Annotated in this window: 14 protein-coding genes; 9 read left to right on the top strand and 5 right to left on the bottom strand. The window is 58.0% G+C overall.

Features of this window, described 5'->3' with window-relative positions; translation table 11 throughout:
- The first annotated feature begins 407 nt into the window (after positions 1-407).
- Complete coding sequence (gene rne, locus CFB02_RS03840) at positions 408-3,647, top strand: ribonuclease E (RefSeq protein ID WP_088556948.1); 3,240 nt, start codon at positions 408-410, stop codon at positions 3,645-3,647.
- A 3-nt stretch (positions 3,648-3,650) separates the two neighbouring features.
- Positions 3,651-4,193 carry a YecA family protein gene (locus tag CFB02_RS03835; RefSeq protein ID WP_088556947.1) on the top strand — a complete coding sequence of 181 codons (543 nt, stop codon included), beginning with the start codon at positions 3,651-3,653 and terminating at the stop codon, positions 4,191-4,193.
- Here the strand turns inward: CFB02_RS03835 and CFB02_RS03830 are convergent.
- Positions 4,190-5,068, bottom strand: coding sequence for a PHP domain-containing protein (locus tag CFB02_RS03830; RefSeq protein ID WP_088556946.1), 879 nt, complete (start codon positions 5,066-5,068; stop codon positions 4,190-4,192). The genes CFB02_RS03835 and CFB02_RS03830 overlap by 4 nt on opposite strands.
- A gap of 131 nt (positions 5,069-5,199) precedes the next feature.
- Here CFB02_RS03830 and CFB02_RS03825 point away from each other — a divergent pair, with 131 nt between their 5' ends.
- From CFB02_RS03825 to CFB02_RS03815, 3 genes are all read left to right on the top strand, one after another.
- Entirely contained in the window at positions 5,200-5,499 is a 300-nt protein-coding gene (locus tag CFB02_RS03825) for a YciI family protein (protein WP_088556945.1), read from the top strand.
- Between the two features lie 125 nt (positions 5,500-5,624).
- Positions 5,625-6,296: a TIGR04211 family SH3 domain-containing protein gene (locus CFB02_RS03820; protein WP_088556944.1), complete on the top strand. Its 672-nt coding sequence runs from the start codon at positions 5,625-5,627 to the stop codon at positions 6,294-6,296.
- Between the two features lie 4 nt (positions 6,297-6,300).
- On the top strand, positions 6,301-6,591 hold the full coding sequence (locus tag CFB02_RS03815; protein WP_008174945.1) for a PilZ domain-containing protein: 291 nt from the start codon (positions 6,301-6,303) through the stop codon (positions 6,589-6,591).
- Positions 6,592-6,642: 51 nt separating this feature from the next.
- On the opposite strand, the gene rraA is transcribed toward CFB02_RS03815, so the two are convergent.
- Complete coding sequence (gene rraA / locus CFB02_RS03810) at positions 6,643-7,122, bottom strand: ribonuclease E activity regulator RraA (RefSeq protein ID WP_008174943.1); 480 nt, start codon at positions 7,120-7,122, stop codon at positions 6,643-6,645.
- Positions 7,123-7,152: 30 nt separating this feature from the next.
- Positions 7,153-9,489 (bottom strand): phosphoenolpyruvate synthase, encoded by a 2,337-nt coding sequence (gene ppsA, locus CFB02_RS03805; RefSeq protein WP_413772102.1) that lies wholly within the window; start codon positions 9,487-9,489, stop codon positions 7,153-7,155.
- Positions 9,490-9,694: 205 nt separating this feature from the next.
- Here ppsA and CFB02_RS03800 point away from each other — a divergent pair, with 205 nt between their 5' ends.
- The gene (locus CFB02_RS03800; RefSeq protein ID WP_008174940.1) at positions 9,695-10,510 is read left to right on the top strand and encodes a pyruvate, water dikinase regulatory protein; all 816 of its coding nucleotides are present in this window, start codon (positions 9,695-9,697) and stop codon (positions 10,508-10,510) included.
- Between the two features lie 101 nt (positions 10,511-10,611).
- Here CFB02_RS03800 and CFB02_RS03795 read toward each other — a convergent pair whose 3' ends face one another.
- Positions 10,612-13,536 carry an insulinase family protein gene (locus CFB02_RS03795; protein WP_088556942.1) on the bottom strand — a complete coding sequence of 975 codons (2,925 nt, stop codon included), beginning with the start codon at positions 13,534-13,536 and terminating at the stop codon, positions 10,612-10,614.
- A 99-nt stretch (positions 13,537-13,635) separates the two neighbouring features.
- Between CFB02_RS03795 and CFB02_RS03790 the strand changes: the two genes are divergently transcribed.
- The 3 genes from CFB02_RS03790 (at position 13,636) to CFB02_RS03780 (ending at position 16,673) form a co-directional block, all read left to right on the top strand.
- Positions 13,636-14,097: a hypothetical protein gene (locus CFB02_RS03790; protein WP_008175027.1), complete on the top strand. Its 462-nt coding sequence runs from the start codon at positions 13,636-13,638 to the stop codon at positions 14,095-14,097.
- Positions 14,098-14,212: 115 nt separating this feature from the next.
- Entirely contained in the window at positions 14,213-15,526 is a 1,314-nt protein-coding gene (locus CFB02_RS03785) for an MORN repeat-containing protein (protein WP_088556941.1), read from the top strand.
- Between the two features lie 52 nt (positions 15,527-15,578).
- Positions 15,579-16,673, top strand: coding sequence for a response regulator (locus tag CFB02_RS03780; RefSeq protein WP_088556940.1), 1,095 nt, complete (start codon positions 15,579-15,581; stop codon positions 16,671-16,673).
- Here CFB02_RS03780 and CFB02_RS03775 read toward each other — a convergent pair.
- A complete protein-coding gene (locus CFB02_RS03775; protein ID WP_088556939.1) occupies positions 16,633-17,337 on the bottom strand; it encodes an NTP transferase domain-containing protein in 705 nt (234 codons plus the stop codon). The two genes, CFB02_RS03780 and CFB02_RS03775, sit on opposite strands and share 41 nt — an antisense overlap.
- Between the last annotated feature and the right edge of the window lie 68 nt (positions 17,338-17,405).

Raw genomic sequence — 17,405 nt, 5'->3', positions numbered from 1 at the left:
AAATACTCCCGGAGGACCAGGACAGATCTTCGAAAGGCTGCATCCTGTACCCGGGAGAGAGAAAAACCGCGCGGAAAACCGCGGGCGACATCGCGAAGAATCACTGCCACCCAGGGCCGGGCCGTCCAGCATACGAATACGACGTGAGACCCAGGCACCTGAGTGAACCTGAAAACGGATGACATGCGTCAACAGACACGAACCTTACACGACCTCTCCCTGCCCACAGGCAGCCGGATCGTCGGCGTTGGTCTCAGACCGAAAGGATCAAACCCCAGAAGGGTCTGATTCGTCTGGCCGCCGGTCCGCCCTTGATGTAACAGGGCCCGCGGCACGCACATCCTGTTTCGCTGATGCGATCCCCTCCGGTTTTCTGTCAAATTAAACGACAGGAACTCTTTCTTTCCATGAAAAGAATGCTTATCAATGCAACTCATCCCGAAGAGTTGCGCGTCGCCCTGGTTGACGGCCAGCGTCTATTCGACCTTGATATCGAATCCAGCTCCCGCGAGCAGAAGAAAGCCAATATCTACAAGGGCCGCATTACCCGGGTCGAGCCCAGTCTCGAGGCCGCGTTTGTGGATTTCGGCGCCGAGCGCCACGGCTTTCTGCCTTTGAAGGAAATTTCCAAGGAATACTTTAAGAAGTCGCCCGGCCAGATCGAAGGCAAAATCAACATCAAGGACGTTGTTTCCGAAGGCCAGGAAGTGATTGTGCAGGTCGACAAGGAAGAGCGTGGCAACAAGGGCGCAGCCCTGACCACGTTTATCTCCCTGGCAGGTCGCTATCTGGTACTCATGCCCAACAACCCCCGTGCTGGCGGCATCTCCCGTCGCATTGAGGGCGATGAGCGGGCGCAGCTCAAAGAAGCGATGAACGATGTTCAGGTGCCGAAATCCATGGGCATCATCGTTCGTACCGCCGGCATCGGCCGTACCACTGAAGAACTTCAGTGGGATCTGGACTACCTGGTGCAATTCTGGGAGGCCATCACTCAGGCCGCCGGCGAGCGCAAGGCCCCCTTCCTGATTCACCAGGAAAGCAACGTTATAATCCGTGCGGTTCGTGACTACCTTCGCCAGGACATCGGCGAGGTTCTCATTGACGCCAATGGCGTCTATGAGGACGTCCTGAATTTCGTTCGTGCGGTCATGCCCACCTTCGAAAACAAGATCAAGCTGTACAAGGATGAAATCCCCCTGTTCAGCCGCTATCAGATCGAAGGCCAGATCGAAACCGCCTTCCAGCGGGAAGTGAAACTGCCCTCCGGCGGCTCCATCGTGATTGACCCGACCGAGGCCCTGGTTTCCATCGACATCAACTCTTCCCGCGCCACAAAAGGCCAGGATATCGAGGAAACCGCGCTCCAGACCAACCTGGAAGCGGCAGAGGAAATCGCCCGCCAGCTGCGCCTGCGTGACATGGGCGGACTGATTGTCATCGACTTTATCGACATGACGCCAGCCAAGCACCAGCGGGAAGTTGAACAGAAGATGCGTGAGGCCCTGGAAATCGACCGGGCCCGGGTTCAGGTGGGCAAGATCTCCCGCTTCGGCCTGCTGGAAATGTCCCGTCAGCGCCTGCGGCCGTCCCTGGGAGAGACTCGCAGCGAAGTGTGCCCCCGATGTGAAGGTCAGGGCACCATTCGCGGCATCGAGTCCCTCGCCCTGAGCATCATGCGCCTGATCTACGAGGAATCGTCAAAGGACAAGACCGGCGAAGTACGAGCCGTTGTGCCGGTTTCCGTCGCCACTTTCCTGCTCAACGAAAAGCGCAAGCAGCTGGCCGACATTGAAGCCCGCCAGGAAGTTAGCGTTGTCGTGGTGCCGGTTCCGCATATGGAGACACCGCATTTCGAGATCATCCGGATGCGTCAGGATGAAACAACGCCCGAGCACATTTCCAGCCATCAGGTGGCACAGGAGTACAGCGAGCGTGAAGAAGAAATCTTCGAGGCGCCGACCCCTGAGAAGCCGGTACGCGAACAGGCTGCGGTAAAAGCGATCCGGCCGAGCGCACCCGCACCCGCGCCCGCGCCTGCCCCGGCCGCACCGAAGGCTGATGAAACCACTGAGCAGGAAGAAGGCCTCTTCCGCCGGCTCGGACGCAAGATCGCTGGTTTCTTCAGTGGCGAGGAAGAACAGAAAGTCGAGAATCGCGAGCAGAGCCAGAGCCAACGCGAAGATCGTCGCAACCAGGGCCGTCAGGACCGTCGCAAATCCCGGGTAGCCCGTGGCGATGACCAGCGTGCAGGTGGCGCCCGCAGTGGCAACGAACGTCGCCAGGGCGGCCAGCAGGGCCGTGGTGACGACAACCGTGGACGCGGCCGCAACCGCAGCGACGACCAGAACCGTGGCAACCAGAATCGCCAGGCACCCGAAAACAAAGGCCAGGATAATCGCGGAGGCGACAACAAGAGCGCCGATAACAAAGGCTCTGAAAATCGCCGTGACAACCGTCGCGACAACCAGGGCCGCAGCCGCAACAGGCCCCAGCGGGACCCGAAGGATAATCGCGAGCAGAAGGACCAGAAGGATCAGGGCCCGCAGGATAATGCAGCCAAGCCCGGTCCAGCGGACAAGACCGGTTCAGAAGAGAAACGCAGAAAGCCACGTCGCCAGCGCAACCGCGACGGCTCTCCGTCTGAAGCACCCGCGTCCTCTCCGGCTGATCGAAAAGCCGCGCGTAGCGAGAAGCATCAGAAGGACACGCAGCCGGAAAACGGTCGTGACGATGCCAAACCCGAAGTGAAAGCCGAGCAGGTAAAGGAAACCGTCAACAAAGCGCCTGACAAGCCCGAAACCAGGGCCGAGACTGCGCCGACGGCCAGCGAAGCACCGAAACCGGAAGCTGCTCAGAAAGAGCCGGCAAAAGAGCAGAAGCCCGAAAAGGCATCGGCAGACAAAGCGCCGTCTGAGAGCAAGCCGGAAGCTAAACCAGTAGTGGAAACAAAACCCGCTGCAGACAGCTCGGTTGAAAAGCAGGAAGCTGTTCAAGCGAAACCTGAAAAAGCCGAGCCCGCCAGGGCTGAACAAAGCTCCGAACCCCTTGAGAAGCCTGAGGGAAACAGCGGAAACGTTACCGAGCAGGCTCAAGGCGCAGCCAAAGACAAAGAGCCTGCCAAAACCACCGAGGCCACTGGTGAGCCAAAGCCGGTGACTGAGCAGGCTCCCGAGAAAAAAGAGGCAGCTCCGAGGCCAAAGCCGGAGTCCAGGGCCACGGCCGACGGTGAACAAGCGCCGCGGGCGAAGAAGCAGCCGGCAAAGCCCAAGGAAGCGCCAGCCGCCAAGGTAGAACCGGAGGAGGCACCACAACCCGAGAAGGCCGAAAAGCCAGCGGAGGAAAAGGTAGCATCAGAGCGTAAGGCTCCCGAGGCTCAACCGGAGCCAAAGCAGCCGGAAGTAGCGCAGGCCAGCCCCGAGAAGGCCGAGCCCAAGAAAGCCGAGCCCGAAAAAGTTGAGCCCAAAACCGCAGAGCCAGTGAAGGAAGAGACGCCTTCCGCTCCTGAGGCAACGGCCAAGGAAAAGCCTTCCGATGCACCGGCAGTCGACGTTCCTGTAACACCGGGCCGCGCTTACAATGATCCAAGAGAAGTCCGCAAGCGCCAGAAGGCCGCGGAAGAGGCCAAAAAGGCCGGGAGTAACTAACTGATGCTATCGAACTCCGACATAGAAGCGCTGGAAGACATCCTCTTTGCCGAGCCCTGGGGCGATGAAGCCCTGGATTTCTTCGGTTTCCATGGGGTGGTCTGCGCCAGCGTCGTCGGCCCGGCTGAACTGAGCCCGGAAGAAATCTTCCGCCTCGCCACGGGCACCGATCAGGTGCCCGACACCGGGATTCCCGAGGTGTTCGGGCGCTGCTCGACCCAGCTGGCCAATGACATGGCCCATTCCCTGGACATGGGGCAGTCTCTTGAACTGCCGGAGCCAGAGGATGGCGACCCCATGAACGCATTGGAAAACTGGTGCGCCGGGTTCGTGGACACCTTTCTGGAACACGAAGAAGAATGGCTCGAAGCAGCTAGCGAAGAAGAAGCAGCGGACCTGATGGTGCCCATGCTGACACTCTCAGGACTGTTTGATGACGAGGACTTCCAAAAGGTTCGCAACAGTGACAAGCTATCCCGCCAGATGGCCGACGCCATCCCGGACTCACTGACGGATCTGTACCTGCTGTTCCACGCGCCGGATTAAACCGGCGCCGCACCCGGAACAGGTTGTCTGAACGAATGCCAGACCGGCTCAAGCCCGTCTGGCATTTTCATGATGCGGCCAAGCTCACACCAGGGAGCACCAGGGAAGTGAAAATCACTGCCTTGGGATGCCAGCAATTTCTCTTTCCGGCAAAGCTCTGCAAGAAATCCCAGATCACCACTGGATTGACCTGAAGTAGACACCTCAATTGCCTGCCCCCCTGCCCTTCGGAAATCCGCGGTCAGCTCCCTGAGCTTGGTTGCCGTGAGCTGGTATTTTCGGGGATGGGCAAGAACCGCAACGCCACCTGCCTCGGTGATCCAGCGCACGACTTCTGGAAGCTCCGGCCAGAAAGCTTTTACATCACCGGGCTTACCGTTACCCAGATATCGCTTGAATGCCTGGGCAGCATTGCGAACAACGCCAGCCTCTGTCAGAACCTGTGCAAAATGGGGCCGTCCAGGCACGTCGCCACCGGCAGCCTCGGAGGCCTTATCGAGAAGGCCATCAACACCAAGCTTGCCCAGGCGTTCCGCGATCATGCGAGCACGAGCCCAACGATTCTCGTTCTGCTGCTCCAGCGCCTGCCTGAAACCGGCCTGCCCAGGATCAAAATCCAGGCCGACGATGTGGATGGTCCGACTTTTCCAGAGACAGGAAAGCTCAACCCCGGAAATCAGGATGATACCCTGCGCCTGCGCAGCCGCCTTGGCTTCGGCAAGGCCAGCGATCGTGTCGTGGTCAGTAAGGGCCAGGTGGGTAACGCCCCGACCGGCAGCGCGCTCGACCAGTGCCGCCGGTGATAGCGCGCCATCGGAAGCCGTGCTGTGGCAATGCAGATCAATGCACAAATGCGGGTCTTGCGGTATAGTCACAAAATATCCTGAATCTTCAGATAACTGGCGGCTTGCCAGGGTTTAACAGTGTACCAGCCAACCCTTGCACGACACGACCGCTGATTGTCTGATCAACTATTCTGTCTTTGAAAACCAGTTCGGAGAGCTGAATGTACTACGCCATTATCAGTGAAGATGTTGAAAACAGCCTGCCGTTGCGCCAGTCCGCACGTCCGGCTCACATCGACCGACTTCAGGCCCTGAAAGCCGAGGGCCGATTGCTTGTCGCTGGCCCTCATCCGGCGCTGGATACTCCAGAGCCCGGAGATGCCGGCTTTACCGGTAGCCTGGTAATCGCGGAATTTGACTCTCTGGAAGCGGCCCAGGCCTGGGCGGATGCCGACCCTTATGTGGATGCAGGCGTTTACGAAAAGGTTGTGGTAAAGCCTTTCAAAGCCGTCCTCCCGTGAGCGGGGCCTTGGGGCCCATGAGTTTATTGTAATGATGGCACGCTTGCACGGCGGGGCATCTGTGACAAAATTGCGCTTTTAATCAGACTCAGATTTCAACCGCAGAATTTCAGGGAACGTAACCAGTGACGCTTTTTCGTCTAGCAATCAGTGTGTTGTTCGCAGTGTCCTCCATTGCTGTTGCCCAGGCCAAGACTGTCTGGGTTGACGACCAGTTGTACCTGCCAGTGAGGTCAGGCGCAGGTTCCCAGTTCCGCATCATTGAAAACGCGGTTCCCAGTGGCACGCCGCTGGAAGTCATCGAGGCCTCCGATTCCGGATACACTCTCGTTCGCACCCCCAAGGGCACCGAGGGCTGGGTTTCCAGCCAATACCTGAGCGAGACACCCATTGCTGCCGATCGCCTGCGTTCGGCCAACCGTCAGCTGGAAGAGACGCGCGCTGAACTCGCCCAGGTAAAAGAGCAGCTGTCTAACGTCGTCACTGAGCGCAACTCGCTAGAAACCTCCGAAGCCTCGCTTTCTGATCGTTCGCAGGAGCTCCAGGAAGAGCTTCAGCGGATCAAGAGTATCGCCGCCGATTCCATCAATCTGGAACGTCGAAATCGCGAGCTGCGGGAAGAGAACCAGAAGATTCGCAACGACCTCGAAGTGCTCACGGCTGAAAACGAACGTCTGGAAGCCAGCAAGGAATACGATTTCATGTTGCTGGGAGCGGGCCTCGTTCTCGGCGGCGTTTTGCTGGCACTGATCATTCCAATGCTCAAACCAACAAGAAAAACCGACAACTGGGCCTGATGCCATGAAGGATTATTCGGAGAAACGCGATTTCCACCGTATGCAGGTGAACTCGGAGATTGAGATCAGCGACAGCCAGGGCAACCGCTTCAAGGGGATCTGCCGCGATCTGAGCGCGACCGGCATGCAACTCTATGTTGAGCAGGCCGTGAACGTTGGCGAGGAACTTCACACGGTTCTTCACTCCAGCAGCGATCAGTTCCCGCCGCTTGAGACTGTCTGCGAAGTCATTCGCTGCGAACCGGAAGGAGACGGATTCCTTTTGGGAACGAACATCAGCGAAGTCACTCGCTGAACGAAAAACGGCGGCCATTGGCCGCCGTTTTTGTCTCTGCCTGAAAAAGCCTCAGACCAGAGGCTTCTCGGAGACGATGATGCCGTTGTTGTCGGCATAGACATAGTGCCCGGGATGGAAGGTAACGCCGTGGAAGGTGACCGGCACATTCAGGTCGCCCAGTCCACGCTTTTCACTCTTTCTCGGATGGGTCCCAAGGGCCTGCACACCCAGGGCGGTGTTGCCAATCTCATCCACGTCGCGCACGCAACCATAGATGATCAGGCCCGCCCAGCCGTTGCTCGCAGCCTTCTCCGCGAGCATGTCGCCCAATAGCGCATGGCGCTTTGAAGCGCCACCATCCACGACCATCACACGACCGTTCCCGGGCTGGCCAACCTGCTCTTTCACCACGGAGTTATCTTCAAAACACTTCACGGTTACAATCTCGCCGCCAAATGCCTTGTTGCCACCGTAGTTATTGAAGCCGGGTTCTACAACCAGCACTTCCGGAAATTCGTCGCACAGATCCGGGGTAATAATCGTCGTCACGTTGTCGCTCTCCTTATCCTGGAAATGAACTCAGTCGATTTTTTCGTCGGCCAGGAAGAACCAGGTGTCCAGCACAGAATCCGGGTTCAGTGACACGGTATCAATGCCCTGGTCCATCAGCCACTTGGCCAGATCCGGATGATCCGATGGCCCCTGACCGCAGATACCGATGTACTTGCCGGCTTTCTTGCAGGCCTGAATGGCGCTGGCCAGCAGCGCCTTCACGGCGTCGTTACGCTCATCGAACAGATGGGCAATGATGCCGGAATCCCTGTCCAGGCCGAGGGTTAGCTGGGTCAGGTCGTTGGAACCTATGGAGAAGCCGTCGAAGTGTTCAAGGAACTGATCCGCCAGCAAGGCATTAGCCGGAAGCTCGCACATCATGATCACCCGTAGGCCGTTGTCACCGCGCTTAAGCCCATTTTCCGCCAGCAGGTTCACCACCTGCTCAGCCTCACCGACAGTCCGTACAAACGGCACCATGACCTCCACGTTGGTCAGGCCCATCTCGTTACGCACCTTTTTCAGAGCGCGGCACTCGAGCTCGAAACAGTCCCGGAATGTGTCGGAGATATAGCGGGAGGCGCCCCGGAAGCCAAGCATCGGGTTCTCTTCGTCCGGCTCGTACAAGGTGCCACCGATCAGGTTGGCGTACTCGTTGGACTTGAAGTCCGACAGCCGCACAATCACCTTCTTGGGCGCGAACGCCGCTGCCAGCGTAGAGATGCCCTCCACCAGCTTGTCGACATAGAAATCCACCGGGGAGCTGTAGCCGGAGATACGCTTTTCGACGGTCTGCTTGATATCCCGGGGCAACCCGTCAAAGTTCAGCAGGGCCTTGGGGTGCACGCCAATCATCCGGTTAATGATGAACTCGAGGCGGGCCAGGCCAACGCCTTCGTTGGGCAGCGACTGGAAATCAAAGGCCCGGTCGGGGTTGCCGACGTTCATCATGATCTTGAACGGGATGTTCGGCATGGAGTCCACGGTATTTTCCCGCAGCTCGAAATCCAGGGAGCCCTCGTAGATCATGCCGGTATCGCCCTCGGCGCAGGAGACGGTCACTTCCTGTGCGTCGGTCAGCAATTCCGTGGCATCGCCGCATCCAACCACGGCCGGAATGCCCAGCTCGCGGGCAATGATGGCCGCGTGGCACGTACGACCACCGCGGTCGGTAACAATGGCAGAAGCCCGCTTCATCACCGGTTCCCAATCCGGGTCGGTCATGTCGGTAACCAGCACATCGCCGGCCTGCACCCGGTCCATTTCCTTGATGCTGGTGATGATCTTCACCGGGCCACTGCCAATCTTGTGGCCGATGCTCCGGCCTTCCACCAGCACCTTGCCGGTTTCTTTAAGCAGGTAGCGCTCCATCACATTGGCGGACGCACGGCTTTTCACCGTTTCAGGGCGCGCCTGAACGATGTAGATCTTGCCGTCGTCGCCGTCCTTCGCCCATTCGATGTCCATCGGGCGCTGGTAATGTTTCTCGATAATCATCGCCTGGCGTGCCAGGTCTTCCACTTCGGCGTCGGTGATGCAGAAGCGGTTGCGGTCTTCCTGCTCCACCTTCACTGTTTCAACGAATTCACCTTCACCGGGCTTGGTGTGGTAGACCATCTTGATGGCCTTGCTGCCCAGATTGCGACGCAGAACGGCCGGCCGGCCGGCTTCCAGTGTCGGTTTGTGTACGTAGAATTCATCGGGGTTCACTGCACCCTGAACCACGGTCTCGCCCAAGCCATAGGAGGCGGTTACAAACACCACATCACGGAAGCCGGATTCTGTGTCCAGGGTGAACATAACGCCACTGGCCGCCGTCTCACTGCGCACCATTTTCTGGATACCAGCTGAGAGCGCGACCATCTTGTGGTCAAACCCGTGGTGGACGCGGTAGGAAATAGCGCGATCATTGAACAGCGACGCAAACACTTCCTTGACCGAGGTGCGCACCTGTTGCAGCCCCACCACGTTCAGGAAGGTTTCCTGCTGGCCTGCAAAGGAGGCGTCCGGGAGATCTTCCGCCGTTGCAGAGGAACGTACCGCAACCGCCATGTGTTCGTTGCCATCCTGCAGGGTGGCGAACGATTCCTTCAGGGCGTTTTCCAGAACATCCGGAAATGGCGTTTCAATGATCCATTGACGAATCTGGGCACCAACCCGGGCCAGTTCGTTAACATCGTTGATGTCCAGGACATCCAGAGCGTTGTCGATCCGCTCTTTCAGTCCGTCAGTAGCGAGGAATTCGCGATAGGCGTGCGCTGTTGTGGCAAAGCCACCTGGAACGGTAACACCTGCGTTGGCGAGATTACTGATCATTTCGCCGAGTGAGGCGTTCTTGCCGCCTACCCGATCGACGTCGGACATTCCCAGGTGATCAAACCAGATAATGTAATCTTCCAAAGCATGTCTCCCTTGAGTCTGTGAAGCTAAGAGCAAAATCGGGCCAGCGGTAAAAGTAGGCAATATCCACTGCGGAGTCTCGAACTTGGCGTGTATGATACTGTAACCTGCGGAAATTACCTAGGCCACCAAGCCAGGAATCAAGAACCAAGGAACCGGACAATACAGCATGAAACGCACTGCTTTTTTCATTTCTGATGGCACCGGCCTGACAGCCGAGGCTCTCGGGCACAGCCTTCTGGCCCAGTTCGAAAAAATCGAGTTTGAACGGGTCACTGTTCCTTATATAGCGGACGAAGAAAAAGCCCGGGAAATGGTCAAACGGATCAACAAGGCGGCCGAAACAGACGGCGCTCGGCCGCTGGTGTTCGACACCATTGTAAACAGCGATATCCGGGAAATCATCGCCACCGCCGAGGGTTTCATGGTGGACATCTTCGGTACGTTTCTCAGCCCCCTGGAACAGGAACTCCAGTCTTCCTCTTCTTATACCGTCGGTAAATCCCATGCCATCAACAATGAAGGCAGCTATGAACGCCGGATCAATGCCGTCAATTTCGCGCTGGATAATGACGATGGCGCACGCACCCGGCATTACGACGAAGCAGACCTGATCCTCGTTGGCGCCTCCCGAAGCGGGAAAACCCCCACCTGTCTCTATCTGGCACTGCAATATGGCGTGAAAGCGGCGAACTATCCGATTACCGAAGAAGACCTGGCAGACCAGCAGATCCCGAAAGCCCTGAAACCTTATAAAGAGAAAATTTTCGGGCTGACTATCGAGCCGGAGCGGCTGGCAACCATCCGCAACGAACGCAAGCCGAACTCTCGCTACTCATCCATCAAACAGTGCATGCACGAGATCGAGGAAATCGAGTTGATGTATCGGCGTGAACGGATTCCGTACCTGAATACCACCGCCTATTCGGTTGAGGAGATCTCCACCCGAATCATGGTGACAACCGGTCTGAAGCGGCAACGCTAGGGGTACAGACGGCCGGAGGGCGTCCTCGGGGCAGAATAAGAAATGGGTCAGACCAGGAAGAGGCCAGATGAACACTTCATCTGGCCTCTATTATTTTGGCTTTACAGTTCCTGAATGTTCAGGCCAAGCTTCTCCGCCCTGACCCGGTTTTCCGGACTGGTTACCACGGCCGTACTGGCTTTCTCCGGCACCAGCCAGGTTTTGGCCACACGCTTCAGGTCATCCAGGGTGACGGACAGCACGCGCTCCCGGAACCTGGCGCGCTGCTCCGGGCTTCGCCCAAATAGCTTGTTGTGAAAAGCATGGCGAGCAGCGCCCGCGGGCGATCTGGGCCTGTCGAGTTGACCAATTACACCAAGAATCGACTCTTCAAGCTCCTGGTAGTCGTGGTCATGGTCCTGAAGCCACGCAAGGGCCGCGTCGAAATCGTCCAGCGTTTCCTCCAGGCGCGGATCACGGTAGGAGAAGAACCGGAACGTGCCGTTTACGCTGTCCTGCCCGGCGCCGCCACCGTAAGCGCCACCCTTCTCCCGAATGGCGCGGTGCAGGTAACCGTTACGCAAGAAACCACCCAGCACGGTCAGTGCCGCCGCATCGGGATGATCCACAGCGACAGTGCTGTAGGCCTTGGAACAGAAGTTAACCTGGGTAGAGGTCAGCCACGCCTCACGGGTGGTGTAATTGACCGGTTCCATTTTCCAGCCTGCAATGCCCGCTCCGGAGGCATCACGCCAGCAGGATTTCAGATCATCAACCATAGCCGGGAGCTGATCCTCTTCCCCAATCACCAGGAACTCCCGACCCTGCTTGCCGATCTTCTCGTGCAATGCAGAAAGCTTGTCACAGAGCGCCGTCAATTCCTCTGGATCTTTCAGAGCCTGATCGAGCTGCTTGGTGCCGCGAATACCGGCAAGACCACCCAGCCGGAAAGAAAGCCAGGCACCCGGACTCATACCCTGTGAAGCCGCGCCCATGGCCAGGGCATGGCCACTGCCGGTTACGGCCTGCTCGCGACGGGCCCGGATCTGCGCAATGATCTCCCGGATTCGCTCTTTCTCATCGAAGCGGGCACTGGTGTAGACATCCCTTAGAAGACGGGTCAATTCACTGCGGTTACGGGCCAGTGCCTTGCCGTTGAAGATGATGTAACCGGACAGCGCCTGAACGTCATCAATCCGGCCTTTGGCGCTGAACGCTGCGCCGATACCACCAGACTCTGCAGAGATACGATCCTGCATTTGCAGGTAGTCCAGATCACCACAACCCACTTCGGAAATCAGCGTGGTGTAGTAAGGCACCAGAAGCAGCTCCTCCTCAGTCAGCGCCGGCACCGGGACAACAATCTGCTCGTAAACCAGACCATTGGTACCACGGGCATAAACGGTTGCCGAAATGTCGCCGTCATAACGCGCTTCCGGCTCTGGCATCTGCAGAGGCACGTCAGACAGATCCACCTTTGGCAGAATGGAATCATCGTCCTTCTGCATCTGGCGTTCTTCGAGCGCCCTGGCCCGGTCAACAATCATCCGGACCTCGTCATCGGTAAGCTCGGCCTTGCGACGGGCCAGCGCTTCACGGATGGCTTCCTGCCGGCGGGACTCGAGCTTTTCATCCGGCCGCAGGGTCAGGGTGACCCGGTGCGGGTTCTCAAGAAGCTTACGGCGGATCAGGTCCGGCACGTACTGCGGATCCTGGATCTTTTCCCGGAGCGTTGCCAGCACCGGCTCCAGATCCAGCAGTTCGACGGGGTCACCACCGTGCACCATGGGTGCGATGGCGCTCATGATCAGTTGCAAGCCATAAGGGAACTGGTCGCCTGCGATTTCACGCTGGTGCAGTTCGAGCTGATGCAGAATGGCTTCCAGACGGTCCTGGCTGACGCCCTCCTCCACGACCTTTAGCAGCGTGGACTCGAGCAGGGCTTCCAGATCCTTGTGCTTGTCCGGCTCGCTGCCTTCGATGCCGCAAACAAAGGTCATTTCACGGTTGGAGTCTTCCAGACCACACATGGGCGAAGGTGCATGGCCGAGATCCGTGGTTTCCAGGGCTCGCATCAGTGGTGAGGCACTGTTTTCCAGCAGCACTGCAGAGAGCAGTTGCCCCTCCAGATTCTCCTGCAAATCAAAACTGTGGCCCAGCAACCAGCCCACAACGATGTGAGTCTTGTTGTCGGTTCCCTCGCCTTCGTTGACCGCATAGCCCTGCTCTACCCTGACCGGGGCGAACATGCGCTTCTCGTCGCGAACCGGAAGATCGATGTCCAGCCGGTCGAACCGTTTCAGCGCCAGCTCTTCGAACTTCTCATGATGCTCATGAGCCGGAATATCGCCGTAGGTGGCAAATATCGCGTTGCTGGGGTGATAGTGGTGGCGGTAGAACTGCAGCAGGTCGTCGTAGCTCAGATCCACGATGTGATCGGGCTCGCCACCGCTGTTGTAGTGATAGGTCGTGGTCGGGAACAGGTGGCTGCTGAGGTTCTGCCACAGCTGGGACGTGGGCGAACTCATGGCGCCTTTCATCTCGTTGTAGACAACGCCCCGATAAACCAGGTCAGTGGACGGATCTTCCGGTTTATCGAACTCAAGGCGATGACCCTCCTGCGCAAAATCCAGCGGATCGAGCTTTGAGAAAAATACACAATCCAGGTAAACCGACAGCAGATTGTCGAAATCCTTCCGGTTCATGCTGGCGAAGGGATAGGCCGTCCAGTCGCTGCTGGTAAAAGCGTTCATGAATGTGTTCAGTGACCGCCGAATCATCATGAAGAACGGATCACGAACCGGGAAACGCTCGCTGCCACACAATGCCGTGTGTTCCAGAATGTGCGCCACCCCGGTGGAATCCATCGGGAAGGTACGCAGGGCAACGAAAAACACGTTTTCGTCGTTGTCGGCTGCCAGATGCAGATGGCGGGCGCCAGTCTTCTTGTGGCGATACTCCTCGACCTCGAGGTTGAGTGTATCGATCCGGTGACTGCGAAGTTTCTCAAAGGCCGGATGAGTTGCGTTGTCGATCACTGCAGCCATTCAAACTATCCTGTCTTTAAACAATTGGAGAATTGTAGGGTAACACGTAGTATCGCTTATCATGCATCACTCCAGAAGCCATAGGGTACCGCGCCGTACATGACAACACCTGCACCTCAATCAAAGGCCGTTGAGGCCCCGGAAGTAGCCGCCTACTGGGCAGAACGTCGGCGGTACCTCGAGCGGATCCGGAAAGTACCGGAAGTCAGACAGCGCTTCTGGCGGGAAGTTGCCCTTTATCTGCTCCGCAGATTGCTCTGGTCATTCGGATTCTTCCCGATCTTCATCGCCTTCTGGGTGCCACTGGTGATGGCCAGCTTCAACCCGGTTGCGATGGCATCGGATCTGATTCCGGTGTTACAGAATTTCGTCGACTCGAACCCGGAGGTACAGGCAACGACCATAAGCACCCTGGCCATCGCCTGGGCCTCCATCGGGTTTTTCTTTCTCGTCTTCGATTTCGTGCTAACCCCTTTCAAATCGCCTTATCAATACGAAGCCGACGTGTACATGAGATCATGGGAGCAGCTCAACCATGATCAGCTTCCGGATAAAGTGTGATTTGGCCTGCATTCTCGGTAACTCTCCGTCACTTTCTGTTACATAGCGTTGCACTCACTGGGTAAGATGAACCGGTAAACAGAATTCCAAGAATGCAGGATCAAGAGGTTCCGTCATGGTCGATTTCAGACCGCTTCTGTTCGTCAATGCCCTGGCGCTCATGCTGCTGGTAACCGCCGGGTTCGCCTCGGTTCGGGACGACCTGCAGATGGCAGAAGCCTTCGAACCACCCTCGACGGATCAAGCTGTTGCCTCTATTACTACCGAGCCCGAGCCGGCCCCTGAGCCTGCTCCGGAGGCATCCGCCAGAACCGAACAGGCTGCCCGGGATTCACGCCCACCCGTGGTGGAAGCTACTCCGTTTACCGTGCCATCCATGCCGGAGAACCCGGAGGTTCTGGCGGTAGCTGAACCACTATCGGTAATGGCAACGAGAACAGACACCGCCCCTGCAAATCCGCAACAACCGGAAAAACAACAGGAACCCCAGCCACCGACGCAGGCGCTGCTGGTGCTACGCTCAAACGTTATCGGCGATCAGGTCACCATCAACGGCAAGGAATATGGCGCGACCCGCCTGGATCTTGAGCTGGATCCGGGCCGCTACGAGGTCACCATCACCAAGTCAGGTTTCAAACCCTGGAACCGCTCCATTGCCCTGGACGCCGGCAATGAGGTGACTCTGGTGGGCGAACTGGAGGCTCTGACCACGGTGAATTTCCGTGACGGGACCTGGATCGGTGGCGTGAAGACCGGCGATGGCAGCTACCAGGACAACGATGGACTGCGCTACGAGGGGCATTTCGTGGATGGTGAATTCCACGGCCAGGGCACCGCGTGGTATCCCGACGGCGGCCGTTACGAGGGAGGCTGGTCTGCAGGCAACCGCGAGGGCGACGGTGAATGGCGCAGTGCCGACGGCTCGCGCTACTCCGGCGAATTCCGGGACAACCAGTTTAACGGCAAAGGCACGCTGACACTGGCAAACGGCGACATACTGACCGGCCACTGGAAGGACGGACAGCTTAATGGCCACGGTTCCCTGACCACCGCGGATGGCATGCTCTACGTCGGCGGCTTCCGGAACGACGAATTTCATGGCACCGGCACACTAACCTACCCCGACGGTCGCCATTACGAAGGCGAATTTTCCAACGGCGCCTTCCATGGCACCGGGGCAGAGGTCTTCGCCAGCGGCAAGAAATACGAGGGCGAATACATTGAAGGAAAGTTCCACGGTAAGGGCTTGCTGAAGAACCCCAACGGCAGCTCGATCGAAGCTACATTCCGTCATGGTGAGCCTTACGGACAGGTACGCCTGACCACAGCGGCAGGGGAAATTTTCACTGCCCGAACCACTGAACCCGGTGTCTGTTATCGGGACAAGAGCTACCGGGCCACAGAGTGCCCGAAACTGGAAGGCTGGTAATCATAACGGCCCGATAACAAACGCGTTTGCAGTAAACGATTGAGGTAGTGACATGGCGATCAAAAACGCTCTGCTGGTAGATGACTCCAAGGTGGCCCGATTTGCCCTGAGCAAACTGCTGGAAAGTCGCGATATGGAAGTCAATATGGCTGGCTCGGCCGAGGAGGCCCTCGATTTCCTGAACAGCCAGGGGCGTCCGGATGTCATCTTCATGGACCATCTGATGCCGGGCATGAACGGCGTAGAGGCTACCAAAGCCATCAAGGGCAACCCGGAGACCGCCGGCATCCCCATCATCATGTGCACATCCAAAAAATCGTCATCATTCATGGAGGAGGCCAGGAACTTCGGTGTTTACAACATCCTGACCAAACCGCCGCAAACCGAGGGCCTCAAAGAAGTTCTGGACCAGCTGGCCAGTGATGTCACAGGCGGAAACTTGCCGGAGCCACCGCTGCAATCTGAGCCGGCTGCCGCGGAAGAGGACGAACTGCTGAACGTACCTGCAGATGCGTCGGTGGAACTGTCGCCCAAGACGGGCGATTCAGCCAGCCGGAGCAACCCGCAAGCCAATGTGGTGCCCTTGACCAGCGAACTGATTGAGCAGATCGCCCGTTCCGCAGTCAAAACTCACATCAACAACCGTCTTCACGAATTACTCAGCTCCCTCTTTGACGAGCAGTTCGATCACCTGAAGCGGGCTCTGGATGAATCCCGCAGCAAACAGGACGCGGTGATTGAGGAACGCCTGAACGCCGTCACCGAAATGGTCGACGAACGGACCCGAAATCTGCGGGACGAAGTTGCCGCGGAGGTCAACCTGAACCTTGGCAGCGAACTTGCCGTGCTCAAGAAGGAGCTGAAAAAGAATTCCGGCTTCACGAGCGAGCATATGGCCGAGCTGAAAGATCACATCACGAGTGTGCAGACGATTGATACCGAGTTCTGGCAAACCCTTCAGTCCGAGGCTATTCAGCAAGCCCACGAGATCTCGAGGGAAACCGCTGAAGACATAGCCCAGCGCACAATCGATCTTTTTGTTGCGCAGCAGCGCTCGGCATCGTCCCGGGTCTACACCATTGGTCTTGCAATAAGTCTCGGCATCTTCAGCGTCGGGATTGCCTGGCTGTCTGGCCTGTTCGGTTGAGCAGGGTCCTGATCCTCTGCCAGTCTGCCGGGGTGTCGACATCATCGTGGACCCCCGGAATATCTACCCGGGTTGCACGCACCTCTGCAAGCAGTCGCCCGGCGCCCCTATCCCCCTCCAGATCCAACACCAGCGGCCAGAGCCATCTGGGCAAATAGGCGGGCACACCCGGCCGGCCACCGTAATCTGCAGCGATGGGCTGTTCCGGTACACAGCGGGCCGCCTTGCCAAAGGCCTCGAGGGCGTTCAGATCCAGTAACGGCTGGTCCGCCACCAGAACAAACACGCCTTTTACGGCTGGCCCCAGGCTGCGAAGCCCCGCTGACAGAGATGCCGAGATGCCCTCCTGCCAATCCGGTGCCCGCAACCAGGAAGAAGGTTGCCTCCGACAACGAAAGCGTATGAGCGGGTACCAGGCCCCACACACCACTCGAACTTCCGGGCTGAGGATTCGGCCCTGCGCAATGGCGGCGTCCAACAATGTGCGGTTACGGCAGTCCGTGTCCGTCCCGTCACCGGACGCCAGCGGCAGGAGGGCTTTCGGCCGACCGAGGCGGCTCGAGGCACCGGCCGCCAGTATCAGTACCGGAAATTGCTGATAAATGTGCGAGTCGAGGTTTAAAATGATGAGTCCGATAGCAAAAAGAAATGAAGCAGTGGCCAACCGCCAGACTGCTGTATTCGGTGATTTTTGCTAGAATTCGGCCATCAATCAACCATACCCGCCTGGAA

Origin of the sequence: Marinobacter sp. es.042, assembly GCF_900188315.1 — a bacterium.
GTDB lineage: Bacteria > Pseudomonadota > Gammaproteobacteria > Pseudomonadales > Oleiphilaceae > Marinobacter.
This window is presented reverse-complemented; position numbering and strand designations above follow the sequence as displayed.